We start from the raw sequence: 17317 nt of genomic DNA on the forward strand, positions 1-17317 counted from the left end.
CACGCCACAACTGTAAGAGTTATGCCGGCGCGCGCAGCGGTTGAACGCTTGCAAGCCATGGGCGACCCCGTGCCACCGCCAGTTCGATCGATCGCCGCCGCGAATTGGACACCGACCTGCCTGCGAACCCGACGCCCCGCCTCTGCCTCTCGCCCACCATCTCGTAACCGCAGAGGCACGAACGTTGCTGTTTTGTACTCATTCTCCCCTTTTCTTTCCGGCGGACTCTCGCCATATTCCCCGGCATGACCAAAACTCCGAAAAATGCCCCGCCGAAACCCTCCACTCCGTCCGGTTTCGAGGAAGCGCCGCAGGCGCCGCTGTCAGGCACGCCGCTCAGCGGCAACGTCTCCGACTGGGTGAAGCAGCTCGAGGCCGAGGCGGAAGCCTCCGCCTTCGAAAGCCAGCGTGAGATCGCCTCCAAGGCCGGCAAGCACCGCAAGACGGTGGAGATCGCGGCCTCGAAGGCGGCCCGGAGCGAAGACAAGTCGGCCGAAGGCCGCAAGCCCGAACGGGTGTCCGAGCTGACGCGAGGCCCCCGCGGAGCAAAGGCGCAGAGCGCCGGCAGCGCGAGCGGAAGGACCTCGCGCGGCACCTCGATGGGCGGCTCGACCGACCCGAAGACGCGCGCCGCCGCCGGCCTCAATCCGGTCGCAGGCCTCGACGTGTCGCTGGAGGATGCCGACAAGCTGACCTCCACCTCCGGCGTCACCGCCACGGTGGAAGCGCTGGCGGCGTTGATCGAAAGCGGCAATCCGCTGTTCAAGGACGGCAAGCTCTGGACGCCGCACCGCCCGGCCCGGCCGGAAAAATCCGAAGGCGGCGTGCCGCTGACGATGGTGACCGACTACCAGCCCTCCGGCGACCAGCCGACGGCGATCGCCGATCTGGTCGAGGGCCTGTCCTCGGGCGAGCGCAATCAGGTGCTGCTCGGCGTCACCGGCTCGGGCAAGACCTTCACCATGGCCAAGGTGATCGAGGCGACGCAGCGCCCGGCCGTCATCCTCGCACCGAACAAGACGCTGGCCGCGCAGCTCTATTCCGAGTTCAAGAACTTCTTCCCGAACAATGCCGTCGAGTATTTCGTCTCCTACTACGACTATTACCAGCCGGAAGCCTATGTGCCGCGCTCGGACACCTATATCGAGAAGGAATCCTCGATCAACGAGCAGATCGACCGCATGCGCCACTCGGCGACGCGTTCGCTCCTCGAACGCGACGACGTGGTGATCGTCGCCTCGGTCTCCTGCATCTACGGTATCGGCTCGGTCGAGACCTATACCGCCATGACCTTCCAGATGAATGTCGGCGACCGGCTCGACCAGCGGCAATTGCTCGCCGACCTCGTGGCGCAGCAGTACAAGCGCCGCGACATGGATTTCCAGCGCGGTTCCTTCCGCGTCCGCGGCGACACGATCGAGATCTTCCCGGCCCACCTGGAGGATGCCGCCTGGCGCATCTCCATGTTCGGCGACGAGATCGACGCGATCACCGAGTTCGACCCGCTGACCGGCCAGAAGACCGGCGACCTGAAGTCGGTGAAGATCTACGCCAACTCGCACTATGTGACACCGCGCCCGACGCTGAACGGCGCCATCAAGGCGATCAAGGAAGAGCTGGCGCATCGCCTGGCCGAACTGGAAAAGGCCGGCCGCCTCTTGGAGGCGCAGCGGCTGGAGCAGCGCACCCGCTACGACGTCGAGATGCTGGAAGCCACCGGCTCCTGCCAGGGCATCGAGAACTATTCGCGCTACCTCACCGGCCGCCGCCCGGGCGAGCCGCCGCCGACACTGTTCGAATATATCCCCGACAACGCGCTGATCTTCATCGACGAGAGCCACGTCACCATTCCGCAGATCGGCGGCATGTATCGCGGCGACTTCCGCCGCAAGGCGACACTGGCCGAATACGGCTTCCGCCTGCCCTCCTGCATGGACAACCGGCCGCTGCGCTTCGAGGAATGGGACGCCATGCGCCCGGACACGATCGCCGTTTCGGCGACACCGGGCGCCTGGGAGATGGAACAGGCCGGCGGCGTCTTCGCCGAACAGGTCATCCGCCCGACCGGCCTCATCGATCCGCCGGTGGAAGTGCGCTCGGCCAAGACCCAGGTCGACGACGTGCTCGGCGAGATCCGCGAGACGGCGGCCGCCGGCTACCGCACGCTCGTCACCGTGCTCACCAAGCGCATGGCCGAAGACCTCACCGAATACCTGCACGAACAGGGCATTCGCGTGCGCTACATGCACTCCGACATCGACACGCTGGAGCGCATCGAGATCATCCGCGACCTGCGCCTCGGCGCCTTCGACGTGCTCGTCGGCATCAACCTCCTGCGCGAAGGCCTCGACATTCCCGAATGCGGCTTCGTCGCCATTCTCGACGCCGACAAGGAAGGCTTCCTGCGCTCCGAGACCTCGCTGATCCAGACCATCGGCCGCGCCGCCCGTAACGTCGACGGCAAGGTCATCCTCTATGCCGACACCATCACCGGCTCAATGCAGCGGGCGATGGAGGAAACCGGCCGCCGCCGCGAGAAGCAGATGGCCTATAACGAGGCCAACGGCATCACCCCGGAATCGGTGAAGGCGAAGATCTCCGACATTCTCGACTCGGTCTACGAGAAGGACCACGTGCGCGCCGACATTTCCGGTATCGCCGGCAAGGGTTTCGCCGACGGCGGCCACCTCGTCGGCAACAATCTGCAGGCGCATCTCAACGCGCTGGAAAAACAGATGCGCGACGCCGCCGCCGACCTCGACTTCGAAAAGGCCGCGCGCCTGCGCGACGAGATCAAACGCCTCAAGGCCGCCGAACTGGCTGCGATGGACGACCCGCTGGCGCGCGAAGAGGCAAAGGCTATCGAGGGTGGCAAGCGGTCCGGTAAGGGTTCGTCCGGGTCGATCTCCCCCCTTGTGGGGGAGATGTCCGGCAGGACAGAGGGGGGTAAGCCCTCCTCCTCCGGCAAGATACCCCCCTCTGCCCCTATCGGGGCATCTCCCCCACAAGGGGGGAGATCATCCGAGAGCTACTTCCAGAAACCCTCGCTCGACGACATGGGCCCGGGCACCGACACCGAACGCCCGCTGTTCCGCAAGCCCGACCTCGACGAGATGGGCCGCGACGTCGCCACCCCGGCCGGGGCGGACCGATCGCTGTTCCGCAAAAACACCCTGGACGAAATGACCGTCGGCCGCACCGAAAAGCCGGTGACCGGCCACGTCCCGGAAAAACCGATCCTCACCCGCGCCAAGCCGGGCATCGGCTCCTATGAGGACCCGGCGGAGGAAAAGCGGCAGAAGGGCCGAACGAAAGGCAAGACGGGGCGGCCGGGGCGGTGATCGTCGCCCTCGCGCCGCTGCGGCTGCCGTCCTTTCAGTCCCCCTAACGGGTAGAGCAAACGCATCTGCTCCAAAAACTCAGCCTGGCCGCCAAAACTTGGATGCCGAACGTGGATGGACTCGGACGATACTTTGCGAGCCCATTTGGCCGCGTCGTCGCCAATCGCCACGATCCGCCGCACCTCAACCAAGACGCAGAGTTCCTGCAAGAACGTAAATCCAACCTCAGCTTCTTCTCTCGTGTGATGACGGTTGCTAAGCGGATCCTCGCCACAATGGGGATGCAACGGAAAGACATTCCAGGTCATGATCGGCACATCGGCTCTATCCAATAGGCGAAAGATGTTCGATGCCGTTCGCTCCCTCACAGCGGGTGGTGGCTCGGCGAAGTGATTTCAGCTTCAGATGGGAAGCGTAAGTATCGAGGCAATATTCGTCGGTTAAGGCAATCCCCGTCCGGCGGCCACCTTTGTAACCCAAGTCCCGACCGACCCAGATGTCCACCGAAGGCGCCGAAGCGAGGGCGAGCAGGATCTGCGTAAGATTACTCCTCCGTATGTCGGGCGCCGATTGCTGGTCATGAACAGGACAAGTATCGGCATAGGGATTGAAGCAATTCTCAAACCTCACGTTTGAAACCCGCTCAACAAATCGCTCGATGGCGTTCATACCGAGCCCCAACCTGACGGCTCACCGCAAAGCCTACCGCGCGTCTTATCGGACGCGCAAAGGTCGCTGTGGCATTTTGAACTGCTGCTGTCCTTCAATCGGCCTAAAGGAAACATGCAGCAGCCGCTTTCATTTGGCAGCCAGCAATGATGTCCGAGCGCAAGCGACCCGGCAAGGGCGAGCCCAGCGCAATCTCCCCCCTTGTGGGGGAGATGTCCGGCAGGACAGAGGGGGGTAAGCCCTCCTCCTCCGGCAAGGTAACCCGCAACGTCGCGACACCTGCCGGCCGCACGTCGGACCAGTCTCTGTTCCGCAAGAACGCTCTGGATGAAATCAACGTCGGCCGTGCCGAAAAGTCGGTGGCTGGCCAGCCCGGAGAAACCGATCCTCAGCTGAAACACTCAACGGCGATGCCTTCTGTTGAGACGACCTCAATAGCAGCTATCATAATAGTTTAAGAAATTCCACATCGGGCACGAGACGTCATACCAGCGCGCCAAATAATACACCCCAAAAATAAATGGAGATGACGTAAACGAAATCGACAAATACAGAGTAATACCATCAACGCAATAATTTGGATATAATATTGCAACATTCAAAATAACAAAACATACTATACCGAATGCGGCGTTTATCGCTATAAGCAAGGAATTTAACCTACTTAGGCGATCCAGTGAGAACTTGAATTTAGTCAATTTATTGCTCACATCCAAGAACGCTAGTCGATCGACTTTTATACCATTCTTCCCCAATATCCTTCGCCCCTCTTGTAATGTCTTGGCATTCCTGGATTCTATAACTTGTGATAGAATCGGGTACGCCAACGCTATACCTATCGTCGTGGCGTAGCTGGTTTGAAGCGTGGATAACGTTAGACTTGAGCACGATTGAAGCAATGCCATTCAATTCCACCACGTTAGACTCAATTATTACTGCTCGGGGCCTTACGCCAAAAGAGGCAGCGGCCGCCGCCGCAATGAGCCCGAAAAAATTACAAGAGACTTTGCAAGGCGACAATGTTCCGAGCACAATTCAGATACTGAAGCTCGCCAACCGCTTGGCGGTTCCAGCGTATGCTTTCTTCCTTTCGTCTTACGAAATTGCCCCTTCAGAGATCATTGATTTTAGAGCTGCCAAGCCGCACTCACTAAAATATGGAAAAGACACGAGCCGCTTTAGCTCGCTTTTCGCTACAAGAGATTTTCTAGCGGATTTGTACAAACGCTTAGGATGGGATGCTCCACAATACCTCTACCAGATTGACGCTGAAGAAAATCCGGAGCAATTCGCCGCATCAGTTGCGAAAATGCTGGATATTGAAACGTTAAGATCTAGCACGGATTCAAAATCTCAATTCTACAAAATGCTTAGAAATTCAATAGAAGATCTTGGTATTTACGTTATTCAGGACCATAATTTTTCAGACAAGATAGATGGGTTTGCGATATACCATACCAGTTTCACGTCAAATCTGATATTCGTTAATTCGGCCAAAAGAAACCATGGCGCCAGAACATTCACTCTAGCTCACGAGTTAGCTCACATATTTGGCAAGAGATCGGCTCTTACGAATAACTATGAATTCGACAACGATGTTGAAAAATTTTGCAACGAGTTTGCGTCGGCGTTACTCATCCCCCGAGATCGACTTATTAAGGAAATCGAAACCAATCGATACTCGTTCAAAGACTACGAATGGACTGTCAGATCGGCTGACAAACTATCAGAACACTTCAAAACTAGTATTAGCGCAATGTTAGTTAGGCTCGCAAAGCTTGGCTATGCCAAGTGGGAATACCAGAAGGAATTTAGCAAAGGCTTCGGAAGCAAAAGCTATGCTGATAGCGTAAAGCCGCAATCTTTTGGTGGGCGTAACGGACCGGCGCCTGGTGTTGTAGATTTGGCATACTTGGGCACAAGAGCAGTTTCGGTGATAACTTCGGCTTTAGCGGCCGGATTAACTTCAAGCTATGAGATATTCGAGCAAACAGGTTTATCGAAGAAGCGGATCGAGGGACTGACGGCAGTCGCACGGGAGAAAGAGTTAGTACGTGGAGTCTCGAATGTCGTCGCTTCTTGAGTTTCACATGGCAGATATTCTGGCCCAAGCAATCGACGCTCACGGCGCGTGTGGTCATCAATGCATGGCACAACAGCCTTTCGGGCTGTGTGAGGTTGAAGACCGGAAGCTGCAGAGATTCGATCCGGAAGGACACGCTAAGCTTCATAAACTCGGCTTCGTGCATCATCAAATAGAAATTGAAGATATTGACCTCGTTGCCTCACTTGTAACGGCGCTCCACAATGCACAGATAGTCGACATGACGAAAGATAATGAGCATCTCTACAAGCATGCAATCGCGGTTCGCGTAGATAAGTCGTAAGCGCGAAATTCCCCGCACCTGTTCATAGACGTGGCAGTGAGGGAGTCTGTGTCCACAACGGAGACTGTGGACACAATGACATTGGATGGCGCGGGAAGATCAGGGCCGCTTCGAGTGGTTCGGGTTCTTGGCAACGGGAAGCGACGATTTGATCCGGTTGAGAAGGAGTGCTTGGTCGATGCGGCCCTTGAGCCGGGAGTATCGATTGCAGGACTTGCGCTGGCGCACGGGGTCAACGCCAATCAGTTGCGCAATTGGGTGGCGCTACGGCGACGCCGGCAAGCGAGCGAGAAGGAATTGACGGTTCTGCCGAACAGCGCGCCGCCGGCCTTCGTTCCGGTGGTTGCGGCCGCGCCGATTGCGCGACCGCCGGCTCCGTCGGCTCGGCCGACATCGCCACGGGTGCGGTTGAGGGCGTCGCTACCGAACGGTGTGCGGCTTGAGCTTGAAGATGCGGATGCTGAGGCTCTGTCGGCGATGATCGAAGCGTTGGGGCGTTGCGATGTTCCGGCTGGCTGATGATCTGCGCGTCTATCTTCACCGGGAGCCGATCGACTTTCGTGCGGGGATCAACAGCCTTGCGATCCTGGTGGAGCAGTCAATGGGCCTCAACCCGTTCGAGCGCGCGGTGTTCGCCTTCTGCAATCGTCGCAGAACCCGGATGAAATTGCTGTTCTTCGATCGGTCTGGCTTTGTGCTCGTGTTGAAGGCGCTGACGGAAGACAAGTTCCGCTGGCCCAAGCGGCAGGAGGCGGTGGTGGCGCTCGACGCCGAACAACTGCACTGGTTGCTCGACGGCATTGATCTCGACGCGATGGTGCGCCATCCGGTGCGGCAATATGAATTTGTCGGCTGAACTTTGCCGTTGACGTAAGGGAACGGCTCAGATTCAAGACTATGATGACTCGAGCCGGCACCCTTGATGTTGCGGAATTGATGGCGCTTTTGGCGGCGAATGCTGCCGAAATCGCCGCGCTGAAGGCCGAGAAGGATATCCTTGCGCAGCGCGTCTTCAAGCTTGAGGAAGAACTGGCGCTGGCGCAGTTGCATCGTTTTGCGCCTCGCAGCGAAAAGCACATGGATCGCATCTTCAACGAAGCCGAGCAGGCTGCCCTTGAGGGGGACGAGGACAGCGAAGACGCCGATGATGCCGTCGCTCTACCGGACACGGGATTGGCGGAGATCGAAAAGCCGGAGGGCAAGAAACCCGGCCGCAGGCCGTTGCCGGCGAACCTGCCGCGCCAGCGCGTCGAGTATGACCTTGCCGACGACCAGAAGGTCTGTCCGTGCTGCAGCCACCCGATGCATCGCATGGGCGAGCTCGTTACCGAGCAGCTTCACATCGAGGTGAAGGCCACGGTTCTGCAGAATGCGCGGTTAAAGTATGCGTGCCGACACTGCGACCGCACCGGGATCAGCACGCCTGTTATCATCGCGCCGATGCCGAAGCAGCCGCTGCCGGGCAGTATCGCCACGGCCTCGACGCTGGCCTTCGCGCTCGTTCATAAATATGTGGACGGCACGCCGCTCTATCGTCTGGCGCAAGCCTTCGAGCGCGCCGGGGTTCCTGTCAGCCGCGGCGCTTTGGGTCATTGGGTGATCGGTTCGAGCGAGAAGCACTTGTCTCGTATCTATGACACGCTGAAGCTGCGGCTTCGATCACAGACCGTCATCCACGGCGACGAGACCACAGTCCAGGTGCTGAAGGAAGCGGGCAAGGAAGCGACCAGCACGTCGTATATGTGGGCCTTTCGCAGCGGCGAGGACAGCAAACACCCGATCGTGCTGTTCGATTATCAGCCCGGCCGCGGGCAGGAGCATCCGCAGGCCTTCCTTGGCGACTACCGCGGCATCCTGATGAGTGACGGTTATCAGGCCTGGCGCACGTTGAAAGGCGCCACGCATGTCGGCTGCATGGCCCATGCCAGGCGGAAGTTTGTCGATGCTCTCAAGGCGCGCAAGAAACCCGGCGGGCCGCCGGCACAAGCCATCAAGTTCTTCGACCAGCTCTACCGAATTGAAAGGCAGGTGCGGGACGAGAGGCCGGATGACGGTGAACCACAGGCCGACTACATGCGGCGCTTTCGCCAGAAACACAGCGTCCCAGTCCTGAACGCCCTCAAGGCGTGGCTCGACGCGATCGCTCTAAAGGTCGTGCCCGACACCAAGCTTGGCGACGCCGTCTCCTATACGCGCAATCAATGGGAATATCTGACCCGCTATACCGACGACGGTAGGATGCCGATTGATAACAATTTACTCGAGCGCGACATTAGAATTTTTGCCACTGGGCGAAAATCGTGGTTGTTCAGCGACACCGTCGATGGAGCCAAGGCCAGCGCCGTCATCTATAGCCTGATGTTGACCTGTCGCGCCTGTGGCGTCGAACCATTCGCGTGGTTGCGGCACGTTCTCACCGAATTGCCGCAGCGTCCCGACAACGCCGACATCGACGACCTGCTACCATTCAACTTCAAAAAGCAGCCTGCCTGACCGCCGGCTCAAGCCGCCTAATAACGCGCACCGAAATGAGCGCTTACGATAAGTCGATGCTAATTGCAAATGGCTTCTTCAATACAAGTGAAACCGTCGCGATATCGAAGAAGTTTGGGCATAAATATCTCTGCTATTGAAGTCGCAATTCTGAGAATGGCTGGAAGCCCGCCTCGTTGTAAGCTGGGTCGACCCTTGCCGCCTCCCCCATTCCCCGCTACAACCGCCGCATGATCAACACCGCGCTCATCGCTGCCATCTATTATGCGACGTCTCCATAGGGAGCGGTGCGTTTCGATCATGCCTTGAAACAAGCCGCCGTCAGGCGGCTTTGTTTTGTTCAGTGCTCCCTGGCGGCAAAGCCATGGAGAGCCCCGATGTCACTTCGCAGGCTCCGAACCGCCGCCTTCATTCACCCGCTTTAGCACGCCCACCCGAACCTTGCCGTCGGTGTAATAGGGATCGCCACCGCCGTTGCGGCCGGCTTTCGTGGCGCCGATGCCGGGCATCTCATAGGTCCGCGACACCTGCCCGGCCTTATCGAGGTCGCCGATCACCAGGTCGCGTTCGGCGTCGAGATCGGGACCGATGTGGTGGGTGATCTGGCCGGTGTCGTGGCTCAGGCCCACGCCGCGGTCGAAGCTCGCCGAACCGAGCCAGAGCGGGCCATTGCCCTCCACGGGCTTGGCCGTCTGCCAGAAGCGCACATGGTTGCGCTGGTCGGCACTGCGGCCCACCGGTTTCTCGAAGGCCAGATCCTGCTTGCGCCCCTCGTAGAACAGCGGACTGACGGGCGCATCGAGATCCGGACGATCGAGCACAACGCTGAGGCCGATATCGACGGAGGACCGCAGCGTGACCTTGTCGGCGGCGTCCCAGCCGGCCGCGGCGAAGGCGCGGATGACCTGCTCCTTGGAGCCTACCAACCCGACATTGATCGGATCACCGGGAATGCCTTGCTCCGTGGATGTCACCATGGGATTGAGCGGAACCTTCCGCCTGGAATCGTGGAACACCCAGAGCTCCGGGACCAGAAAGTAACTGACAGCGAGATAGGCGGCGATAACGATCGCCAGAAGGAGAAAGGCAGCGCGCATGTGCGAGCGGCGGCTCATGTCACTCTCCTTCGCTTCAGACCATGGCTGAGATCCCGGCCCCAGGGACCGACGGAGACTATGACACCGATGGAGGCGGCTGCACAGAGGCGCCGGGTAGGCGTACGCTGGTGACAGCGGGGCCCGCGAACCCGGCCGCGTGTTCGGCACGCGGCCGTCGTCATCGTCGTGGCTCGCTTACCCAAGGAAACAATTGAGACGGCAGCGCCCTACTCCGCCGCGTGCGCCTTCACCTCCAGCGCCTCCAGTTCGTAGCTGTACCCTTCCAGCATCTCGTAGGCCTGCTCGATCGTCTTGATCTGCTCGTCGGTGTTCTTGATCGCCTCGGCGATCGACCGCGAGCGGGCGCGCAGCATCGAACCGAGCACGTCGGTTTCCGGCCGGCGGCCGAGGCGGTCCAAGTGCTTGCGCACGCGGGCGCGGTGGCGCTCGAGCTCGAGGATATGGAAGCGGCTCTTGACGATATCGTCGGAGAGCTTGCGCCGCATGGCGGCGACCGGATCGAAAGTGCCCGGCTCGCGCTCGTCGAGGATGAACTCGTTGACCAGCGTCTCCAGCATCATCAGGCCCTTGAGGTCGCGCGGATCGGCGAGTTGGGGATCGTAGCCGGTGTCGTCATAGACCTTGCGGCGGACCGGATCCTTCAGCAGTTCATAGGCCACCTGCAGCCGCGCAAACTGTTCGGGATCGCCGCCGGAATCCGGATGCGCCGATTTCGCCGCCTTGCGATAGGCGCTGCGGATCGCCTGATTGTCGGCGTCGCGTTCCAGTCCAAGCAATTCGTAAGGGTCGATCACGCTTTCCCTCTCCGTATGTCACTCCCGCCGCCCGGCAGAGCCGGCCGGCGCATTCTCTGGGCTTCATATCGCCCCGTCGTCCGGCCAAGGCGACAAAGTCGTCCGGCCGTTTCCGCCGTTCGTCCGGCTCCGGCAAAACTTCGCCCTGCCGTGTGACGATCAATCACCCTTTGCGGGCGACAGTCGTCCAGGGCGGTCGCCCTTCGTCCGATCCGCACGCGCCGTCATCGGCCACCCGAAACGGCGCGCCGCCCCGACCCCTTGGCTACGCCATCGTGAGCGAAGACGAAACCAACCTTCGGTAAAGCCTGCGCGTTATCCCGGAAATGCGCAAGCCTTATCCGGGGGATGCGAAAGCCTTACCCCGAGAGCCAAGCCTCCGGCGCGAAGCCACGGCGCCACGACACCTCCGCCGGGATCCGCGAGCGGCCCTTCGGCGGCGCGCACGTTCGGTCGAGCTCGGGACGAAATTGTGTCGAGAAACGGACCGTCCCCGATTTTTCTGCCTGGCGGCGAATGGGAGCGGCGAGAACCGGCCAAAGCCTTGCAAAGACAGACGCTCCGCGCCTTCCTGCGGCGTATAAGGTGCTTGCCTTTTTCTGCAAATCCTGTCACTTCTTGCGCCGTTCGGGCGATTTCAATCCCGGAGACTGGACTTTCACCTGCGCCCGGCTCCGGCCGGGACCGCCGGCATCGGCACCGTAGACGTCTTTTCCCCGATATCGTGACCACTCGACGCCTTTCCGCTTGCAAGCGGAAGACGACATGCCCACATCCCCCAGGGGGCGCGGGCAACGCAATTTGACTGAAGGAAAAGGACTTCTTCCATGGCCACCAAGGGCACCGTAAAATTCTTCAACCAGGACAAGGGCTTCGGCTTCATCACGCCGGAAGGCGGCGCGAAGGACGTGTTCGTACACATCTCCGCCGTTCAGGCCGCTGGTCTCGCAACCCTCAAGGATGGCCAGCAGGTCACCTTCGACACCGAGCCGGACCGCATGGGCAAGGGCCCGAAGGCCGTCAACATCCAGGCTGCCTAAGCCGGATCGTCCAGTCGGACATTCATTTGGAAACGGCGCTCCGCAAGGGGCGCCGTTTTCGTTTGGGGGTCGGTAGAAAGCGGGTTCGCAACGACTCCACACTCTCCGTCATGCTCGGGCTTGACCCGAGCATCCAGAACCGAGCTTCCAACTGAGACGGATGGTCGTGCGTTTCTATCGCATGCCAATGGATCCTCGGGTCAAGCCCGAGGATGACGAGTCGTGAGGTTTGCGCCCATACCTCAGGCGCCAGCCGCGCCCTACTCCGCCGCCTGTTTCGCCGCCGTCGCCTCGAACACGGCATCGAAGGCAGCGTGGATCACCTCCGGCCCGGCGCCCTTGCGGGTGGCATCGGCCGAAAGAAGCTGGCGATAGCGCCGCGCCCCCGGCCAGCCCTGGAACAGGCCGACCATGTGCCGCGTCACATGAATCAGCCGCCCGCCATTGGCGATATGGGCGCCGGCGTAGTCGGCCATTGCGTCGCGCACATCGACCCAGAAATCGAGATCGAGGCGATGGCCGCGCTCGGAGAACGCACCGGCTTCCTGTGCCCGCGGCGCCGCCCCCGTCAGCGGATGCGGGAAATGCCCGTCGGCCGCCGTCAGCATGGCGCTGTCGTGATAGGCCGCACGGCCGAGCATGACGCCATCCAGGTGCCGCACCTGCTCAAGCGCCTGACTCAAGGTCTGAATACCGCCATTGATGCCGATGAAAAGATTGGGATTTTCCTGTTTCAACCGGTGCACGAGACCATAGTCGAGCGGCGGGATCTCGCGGTTTTCCCTGGGGCTCAAGCCCTGCAGCCAGGCCTTGCGCGCATGCACCCAGACGGCATCCGTGCCGGCCGCGACAACCTGTGCCACGAGCGTCCTCAGCGCCACTTCCGGATCCTGGTCGTCGACGCCGATGCGGCATTTGACCGTGACCGGAATCCTGACCGCCGCCTTCATCGCCGCAACGCAGGCCGCCACCGTCTCCGGCTCCTGCATCAGGCAGGCGCCGAACGTGCCGGACTGCACCCGATCCGACGGGCAGCCGACATTCATGTTGATCTCGTCATAGCCGAAGTCCTCGGCAATCTTGGCCGCCTCCGCCATCTTCCGCGGATCGTTGCCGCCGAGCTGCAGCGCAACCGGATGCTCCGAGAGATCGAAGCCGAGCAGCCTCTGCCGGTCGCCACGCAGGATCGCCTCGGCAACGATCATTTCCGTATAGAGCAGCGCACGCTGCGACAGGCGCCGCGCAAAGAACCGGTAGTGCCTATCGGTCCAATCGATCATCGGCGCCACGGCAAAGACCGGTGCGTTGAAATAGTGGCGATTGCCCGGGTTTCCGGGCTGTGCGCGGCCGTCTGCCATGCTCGGTCAACTCTCGTCATTCTGGCTGTGCGCGCCGGTGCCACAATGTAGCACTCGCGGCAGATCTGCTGCAGTGGCGCCGCCCGGCGCCAAAGCTCCCTGCGGGACGGCGCCTTATACAGCGTAAAACCTGAGAATGCGAGATGGCGTTCCCATGCCGGAATCGGCATTCGTTCAACGTTCGCGGTGTCGCCGACGTGCCGATGCGGGCGTTGAGCCAGGGCCAGAAGGCGGCGAGCATCTCGCCTGTGCAGCGAAATTGCACAACGCTCCGGTAATCCCCGAGCCCACCTCGACGGGCCAGAGGCCATGGTTTCCCTTTTGTTAAGCAGAATCGCCGATTGTCCCGCTTCGACATGATCGTCGTCGGAGCGAAACCATGAGCTACGATTGGAGCGGCGCACGGCGCCGGCGAACAATAGCGACCGTCATAGGTGCAGCAATCGTCCTTGCAGCGCTGGCTGCCACGGTCGCTGCGGCGGTGGCCGGCAACTTCTTCTGAAGGCTGCCCCGCGCGCCTGCGTTCAGCGGGGTTGACAGGTGCCCCTGGAGGCGATTACAGCGCCGCGCGTTACTGCATGTCTCCATAAATCGACCTCGATTTAGAGGACCAAGGCGTGCAGCAAATCAAAGTGCTGCAGCGACCTTTGCACGTCTGATTGGACGCGCGGCGCTGTGGTTTGACCCGCGGAAGCCCTGGCTCCTGCAACGTTGCCGACAGAAACAAGGACGGACGGCATGAAACGCGCGATCGCGGCACTGCTCACGCTTCTACTGGCCGGATGCCAGTCGATGGAGTTGGAGGCGCCTGAGGTCGCAACACCGAGACCTGCCGCCCCCTCGGTGCCGACGCTGTCCGGCGACGCGCTGCAGGCCTTCCTCGTCGGCAAGACGCTGCGCTACAATCTCAACGGTGTCGCCTCCACCTTTTTCGCCGACGGCCGTTACGGCTATCGCGACTACGAAGTGCGTGATGGCGGAACCTACACGATCACCGGCGACGAGGTCTGCATCACCTTCGAGGACGGCGGTCGGCGTTGCGACCAGTACGCGCTGATCGGCTCCGACTATTACCGCATCGAAGAAGGCGGCCGCCGCACCAAGGTCGACCGCGTCGTACCGGCGGCCTGACCGACAATCTCCTACTGCATGTCTCCTTAAATCGACCTCGATTTAAGGACAAAGACATGCAGCAAATCAAAGTCTACAGCGACCTTTGCGCGTCTGATTAGCCGCGCGGCGCTGTGTCGCCAGGCCGACAGACCCCTCATTCCCAAGGGGTTCAATTCGGCGCCGTTCTGCCATAGTGCGTGCCGGGGAACTCGGTGCTGCGGGAGGAACAGGTGGCCCCTTTGCGAGCGACGCAATGCCTTGCCCTGTCGAAGGGCGACATGGAGCGGCTGCAGCGTGTCTTCGACGAACTCTGCCTTGAACAGGGCTGGGCGCGCGACGGCGAACGGGCACGCCGCCAAGCCCGAATGCTGATCGACGACTATCTCGCCGGCAACACCGACGAGATGCGCCTGCTCGTTGCCGGGCGCGCCTTTGCCGAGCGCCTGCAGCGCGACGCCTCCTGCTAGGCTTGCGCCTACCGCCGGTGCTTGCATCCGGCCGCACAACACGGAAAAGCTGCTTACAAATCCGTCCTCCTGCGCTACATTAGCAAGATCGACTGCCGACGCCACTTGAGAGGAGCCAGGGGCCGACAGCCGCAATGCCGATGTTCATTGAGGTGATCTCGAGGAGGAGACGCATGCAATTAGTCTGGAAACAGCCGATCGAGCTCGACTTTGTTGGCGGTGTTTGCCGCACCGTCAAAGGCCCCTCAGACGCGCTCGCCTGCCTTGCCGACCATTGGCCCCGCCGGGGGCCGTTCTATGTTGCTGCCCGCAGTGCTTGCCGCGCCGCGATCGAAGGTCGCCGCACGGCCGAGGAGGCGCGAAAGCTGTTCATCTCGGCAGCCGAGGAAGCCGAACTGGGCACGCACTGAGGCGCATTCGCGCCGGACTGGATCTCGCCGCCTCCGGGTGGCGAACGCTCGCCAGCGGCGGGCGCAAACTACCGTTTTTTTCGTTGAAGCCGCATAGCCGATGACAAGAGAGGGATGGCTCAGATATTGAGCATTTGCTCAAGAACTGCATCGTTTCGGCGCATTATCGCCCAAACACGCATGATTTTTCCAGAAACGGCCCGATTTCTGTCGTGAAGCCTTCATTTCTCTGGCCTATATTCTGAGGTGCCTCACAAAAACCAATTTCGGAGCGCTTAATCCCCATAAGGGAATTCAAAAAAACGATACACGGGAGAGAACATATGAGCGAGAGCAATCTCTATCGCATCGTTGAAGTCAGCGTGAAGCGTGAAGGTGGCCGCCGTGACGTCGGCATCATGACCGTGCGCCAGGCCCTTGAGCTTCCCCAGGTCCCCAGTCTTGAATACAGCCATCCTGAGCTCAATTCGCGCTCGGACGGCCGGTTCCTGACCCGAGATCAGCTTCAGGCCTACGCACAGTGCGCCTGAGTTTGCCGCTCACGGCAGCCTCTCGGATGCCGTGATCCCGCGCGCCCGTCCGGGCGCGCCCATGCCGCTCCCCTCACTCGATCCTTCGTCTTATTTTTCTACGGATCGATTCCGATTCGCGCATTTATGCAGTAACGTCCGGATTCTTCTCCGTCTCGCTTGAAACCGCAATCGGCCGACGGCGAGCGTACACGAAATGCGCGGCAACCTTCCTGTCGCTTGAGACAGATGGACGCCCAAGACCGGACGATCATGGAAACAATCATCCCTCCCCCGCTTCCCGTTCTGCTGCCGATATCCGGCAGCCTGGTCGGCTTTCCGGTTCGCCGGGTTTACTGCGTCGGCCGCAACTATGCCGCCCATGCGATCGAGATGGGTCACGACCCGGATCGCGAGCCGCCGTTCTTCTTCCAGAAGAATCCGGACAACCTGCTTGCTGCCGGCAGCGCCTTCCCCTATCCGCCGCTGACCGCCGACGTCCATCACGAGGTCGAACTCGTCGTGGCGCTGAAGCGCGGCGGCACCGACATCGCCGTCGAGGACGCGCTGGATTGCGTCTACGGCTATGCCGTCGGCATCGACTTCACCCGCCGCGACCTGCAGGCCGAGGCCAAGAAGGCAGGGAAACCCTGGGCGGCAGCCAAGGCCTTCGAACATTCCGCCCCGATCTCGGCGATCACGCCGGCCGAAGCGATCGGCCATCCGGTCAACGGCAATATCTGGCTGAAGGTGAATGGCGAACTGCGCCAGCAGGGCGATCTCGACCAGATGATCTGGAAGGTGCCGGAGATCATCGCCGAGCTCTCCAAGCTGTTTACGCTGGCCCCCGGCGACGTCATCATGACAGGCACGCCGTCGGGCGTCGGTGCCGTGGCGCGCGGCGACGAGGTCACCTGCGGTGTCGACGGCGTCGCAGCCCTTGCCGTGCACGTCCTTTAGGGGAACCGTGCCGGGAACGGCGTGAATCGCCGTTCCCGGCCTTGCATCACTTCAGACGACAGGAAGGATATCTGCCGATGCCGCTTTATGCCCTTGGATCGCTTCGCCCGCAGACTCCATCGGACGGGAGCTACTGGGTGGCGCCGGACGCGAATGTCATCGGCCAGGTCGAGATCGGCGACGAGGTCGGCATCTGGTTCGGCGTGACGCTTCGCGGCGACAACGAGCCGATCCAGCTCGGCGCCCGCACCAACATCCAGGAAAACGTCGTCATCCACGTCGACCCCGGCTTCCCGGTGACGATCGGCGAAGGCTGCACCATCGGCCATGGCGCCATCATCCATGGCTGCACCATCGGCGACAATTCGCTGATCGGCATGGGCGCGACCGTGCTCAACGGCGCCAAGATCGGCCGCAACTGCCTTGTCGGCGCCAATGCGCTGGTGACCGAAGGCAAGGAATTCCCCGACAATTCGCTGATCGTCGGCGCGCCGGCGAAAGCGATCCGCACGCTGGACGATGCCGCCGTCGAGGGCCTGAAGCGCTCGGCAGCGCACTACGTGAAAAACTGGCGGCGCTACGCCGCCGACCTCAGCCGGCTGGATTGAAAGCCAAGCTGCTCCAGGAAGGCGGCTTCGTCCCGGCCGAGGCGACCGAA

19 protein-coding genes are annotated in these 17317 nt (G+C 61.1%); 15 read left to right on the top strand and 4 right to left on the bottom strand.

Annotation, left to right across the window (positions count from 1 at the left end):
• Positions 1–245: 245 nt before the first annotated feature.
• Both uvrB and BHMPCIPO_RS10865 read left to right on the top strand, forming a co-directional pair.
• The gene (gene uvrB / locus BHMPCIPO_RS10860) at positions 246–3341 is read left to right on the top strand and encodes an excinuclease ABC subunit UvrB (protein WP_173516745.1); all 3096 of its coding nucleotides are present in this window, start codon (positions 246–248) and stop codon (positions 3339–3341) included.
• A gap of 110 nt (positions 3342–3451) precedes the next feature.
• Positions 3452–3676, top strand: coding sequence for a hypothetical protein (locus BHMPCIPO_RS10865; RefSeq protein WP_173516746.1), 225 nt, complete (start codon positions 3452–3454; stop codon positions 3674–3676).
• Here the strand turns inward: BHMPCIPO_RS10865 and BHMPCIPO_RS10870 are convergent.
• Positions 3666–4010, bottom strand: a complete 345-nt coding sequence (locus BHMPCIPO_RS10870; protein WP_173516747.1) for a hypothetical protein — start codon at positions 4008–4010, stop codon at positions 3666–3668. The genes BHMPCIPO_RS10865 and BHMPCIPO_RS10870 overlap by 11 nt on opposite strands.
• An 880-nt stretch (positions 4011–4890) precedes the next feature.
• Between BHMPCIPO_RS10870 and BHMPCIPO_RS10875 the strand changes: the two genes are divergently transcribed.
• From BHMPCIPO_RS10875 to tnpC, 5 genes are all read left to right on the top strand, one after another.
• Complete coding sequence (locus BHMPCIPO_RS10875) at positions 4891–6093, top strand: ImmA/IrrE family metallo-endopeptidase (protein WP_173516748.1); 1203 nt, start codon at positions 4891–4893, stop codon at positions 6091–6093.
• The gene (locus tag BHMPCIPO_RS10880) at positions 6077–6397 is read left to right on the top strand and encodes a hypothetical protein (protein ID WP_173516749.1); all 321 of its coding nucleotides are present in this window, start codon (positions 6077–6079) and stop codon (positions 6395–6397) included. Before BHMPCIPO_RS10875 ends, BHMPCIPO_RS10880 begins: the two co-directional genes overlap by 17 nt.
• A 171-nt stretch (positions 6398–6568) precedes the next feature.
• On the top strand, positions 6569–6916 hold the full coding sequence (gene tnpA / locus BHMPCIPO_RS10885) for an IS66-like element accessory protein TnpA (protein WP_376741636.1): 348 nt from the start codon (positions 6569–6571) through the stop codon (positions 6914–6916).
• Complete coding sequence (gene tnpB / locus BHMPCIPO_RS10890; protein ID WP_173516751.1) at positions 6900–7253, top strand: IS66 family insertion sequence element accessory protein TnpB; 354 nt, start codon at positions 6900–6902, stop codon at positions 7251–7253. Before tnpA ends, tnpB begins: the two co-directional genes overlap by 17 nt.
• A gap of 44 nt (positions 7254–7297) precedes the next feature.
• Positions 7298–8890 (top strand): IS66 family transposase, encoded by a 1593-nt coding sequence (gene tnpC, locus BHMPCIPO_RS10895; protein WP_173518143.1) that lies wholly within the window; start codon positions 7298–7300, stop codon positions 8888–8890.
• Positions 8891–9270: 380 nt separating this feature from the next.
• Here tnpC and BHMPCIPO_RS10900 read toward each other — a convergent pair whose 3' ends face one another.
• Both BHMPCIPO_RS10900 and BHMPCIPO_RS10905 read right to left on the bottom strand, forming a co-directional pair.
• Positions 9271–10005 (bottom strand): LssY C-terminal domain-containing protein, encoded by a 735-nt coding sequence (locus tag BHMPCIPO_RS10900; protein WP_173516752.1) that lies wholly within the window; start codon positions 10003–10005, stop codon positions 9271–9273.
• Between the two features lie 209 nt (positions 10006–10214).
• Positions 10215–10802: a J domain-containing protein gene (locus BHMPCIPO_RS10905; RefSeq protein ID WP_173516753.1), complete on the bottom strand. Its 588-nt coding sequence runs from the start codon at positions 10800–10802 to the stop codon at positions 10215–10217.
• 827 nt (positions 10803–11629) lie between these two features.
• Here BHMPCIPO_RS10905 and BHMPCIPO_RS10910 point away from each other — a divergent pair.
• Positions 11630–11842 carry a cold-shock protein gene (locus BHMPCIPO_RS10910; RefSeq protein WP_173516754.1) on the top strand — a complete coding sequence of 71 codons (213 nt, stop codon included), beginning with the start codon at positions 11630–11632 and terminating at the stop codon, positions 11840–11842.
• 260 nt (positions 11843–12102) lie between these two features.
• Here the strand turns inward: BHMPCIPO_RS10910 and dusA are convergent, their stop codons facing one another.
• Positions 12103–13200 (bottom strand): tRNA dihydrouridine(20/20a) synthase DusA, encoded by a 1098-nt coding sequence (dusA, locus tag BHMPCIPO_RS10915; RefSeq protein WP_173516755.1) that lies wholly within the window; start codon positions 13198–13200, stop codon positions 12103–12105.
• Between the two features lie 379 nt (positions 13201–13579).
• Here dusA and BHMPCIPO_RS33435 point away from each other — a divergent pair, with 379 nt between their 5' ends.
• The 7 genes from BHMPCIPO_RS33435 to BHMPCIPO_RS10945 all read left to right on the top strand — a co-directional run bounded on the left by BHMPCIPO_RS33435 (position 13580) and on the right by BHMPCIPO_RS10945 (position 17267).
• Positions 13580–13702 (top strand): hypothetical protein, encoded by a 123-nt coding sequence (locus BHMPCIPO_RS33435; RefSeq protein WP_282439026.1) that lies wholly within the window; start codon positions 13580–13582, stop codon positions 13700–13702.
• Positions 13703–13938: 236 nt separating this feature from the next.
• Positions 13939–14331, top strand: coding sequence for a hypothetical protein (locus tag BHMPCIPO_RS10920; RefSeq protein ID WP_173516756.1), 393 nt, complete (start codon positions 13939–13941; stop codon positions 14329–14331).
• A 212-nt stretch (positions 14332–14543) separates the two neighbouring features.
• Complete coding sequence (locus tag BHMPCIPO_RS10925; protein ID WP_173516757.1) at positions 14544–14780, top strand: hypothetical protein; 237 nt, start codon at positions 14544–14546, stop codon at positions 14778–14780.
• A gap of 173 nt (positions 14781–14953) precedes the next feature.
• A complete protein-coding gene (locus BHMPCIPO_RS10930) occupies positions 14954–15190 on the top strand; it encodes a DUF982 domain-containing protein (RefSeq protein ID WP_173516758.1) in 237 nt (78 codons plus the stop codon).
• Positions 15191–15513: 323 nt separating this feature from the next.
• Positions 15514–15720, top strand: a complete 207-nt coding sequence (locus BHMPCIPO_RS10935) for a hypothetical protein (RefSeq protein ID WP_173516759.1) — start codon at positions 15514–15516, stop codon at positions 15718–15720.
• 252 nt (positions 15721–15972) lie between these two features.
• Entirely contained in the window at positions 15973–16659 is a 687-nt protein-coding gene (locus tag BHMPCIPO_RS10940; protein ID WP_173516760.1) for a fumarylacetoacetate hydrolase family protein, read from the top strand.
• A gap of 77 nt (positions 16660–16736) precedes the next feature.
• Positions 16737–17267, top strand: a complete 531-nt coding sequence (locus BHMPCIPO_RS10945; protein ID WP_173516761.1) for a gamma carbonic anhydrase family protein — start codon at positions 16737–16739, stop codon at positions 17265–17267.
• Positions 17268–17317: the final 50 nt, after the last annotated feature.

It is taken from the genome of Ensifer sesbaniae (genome assembly GCF_013283665.1).
GTDB lineage: Bacteria > Pseudomonadota > Alphaproteobacteria > Rhizobiales > Rhizobiaceae > Ensifer > Ensifer sesbaniae.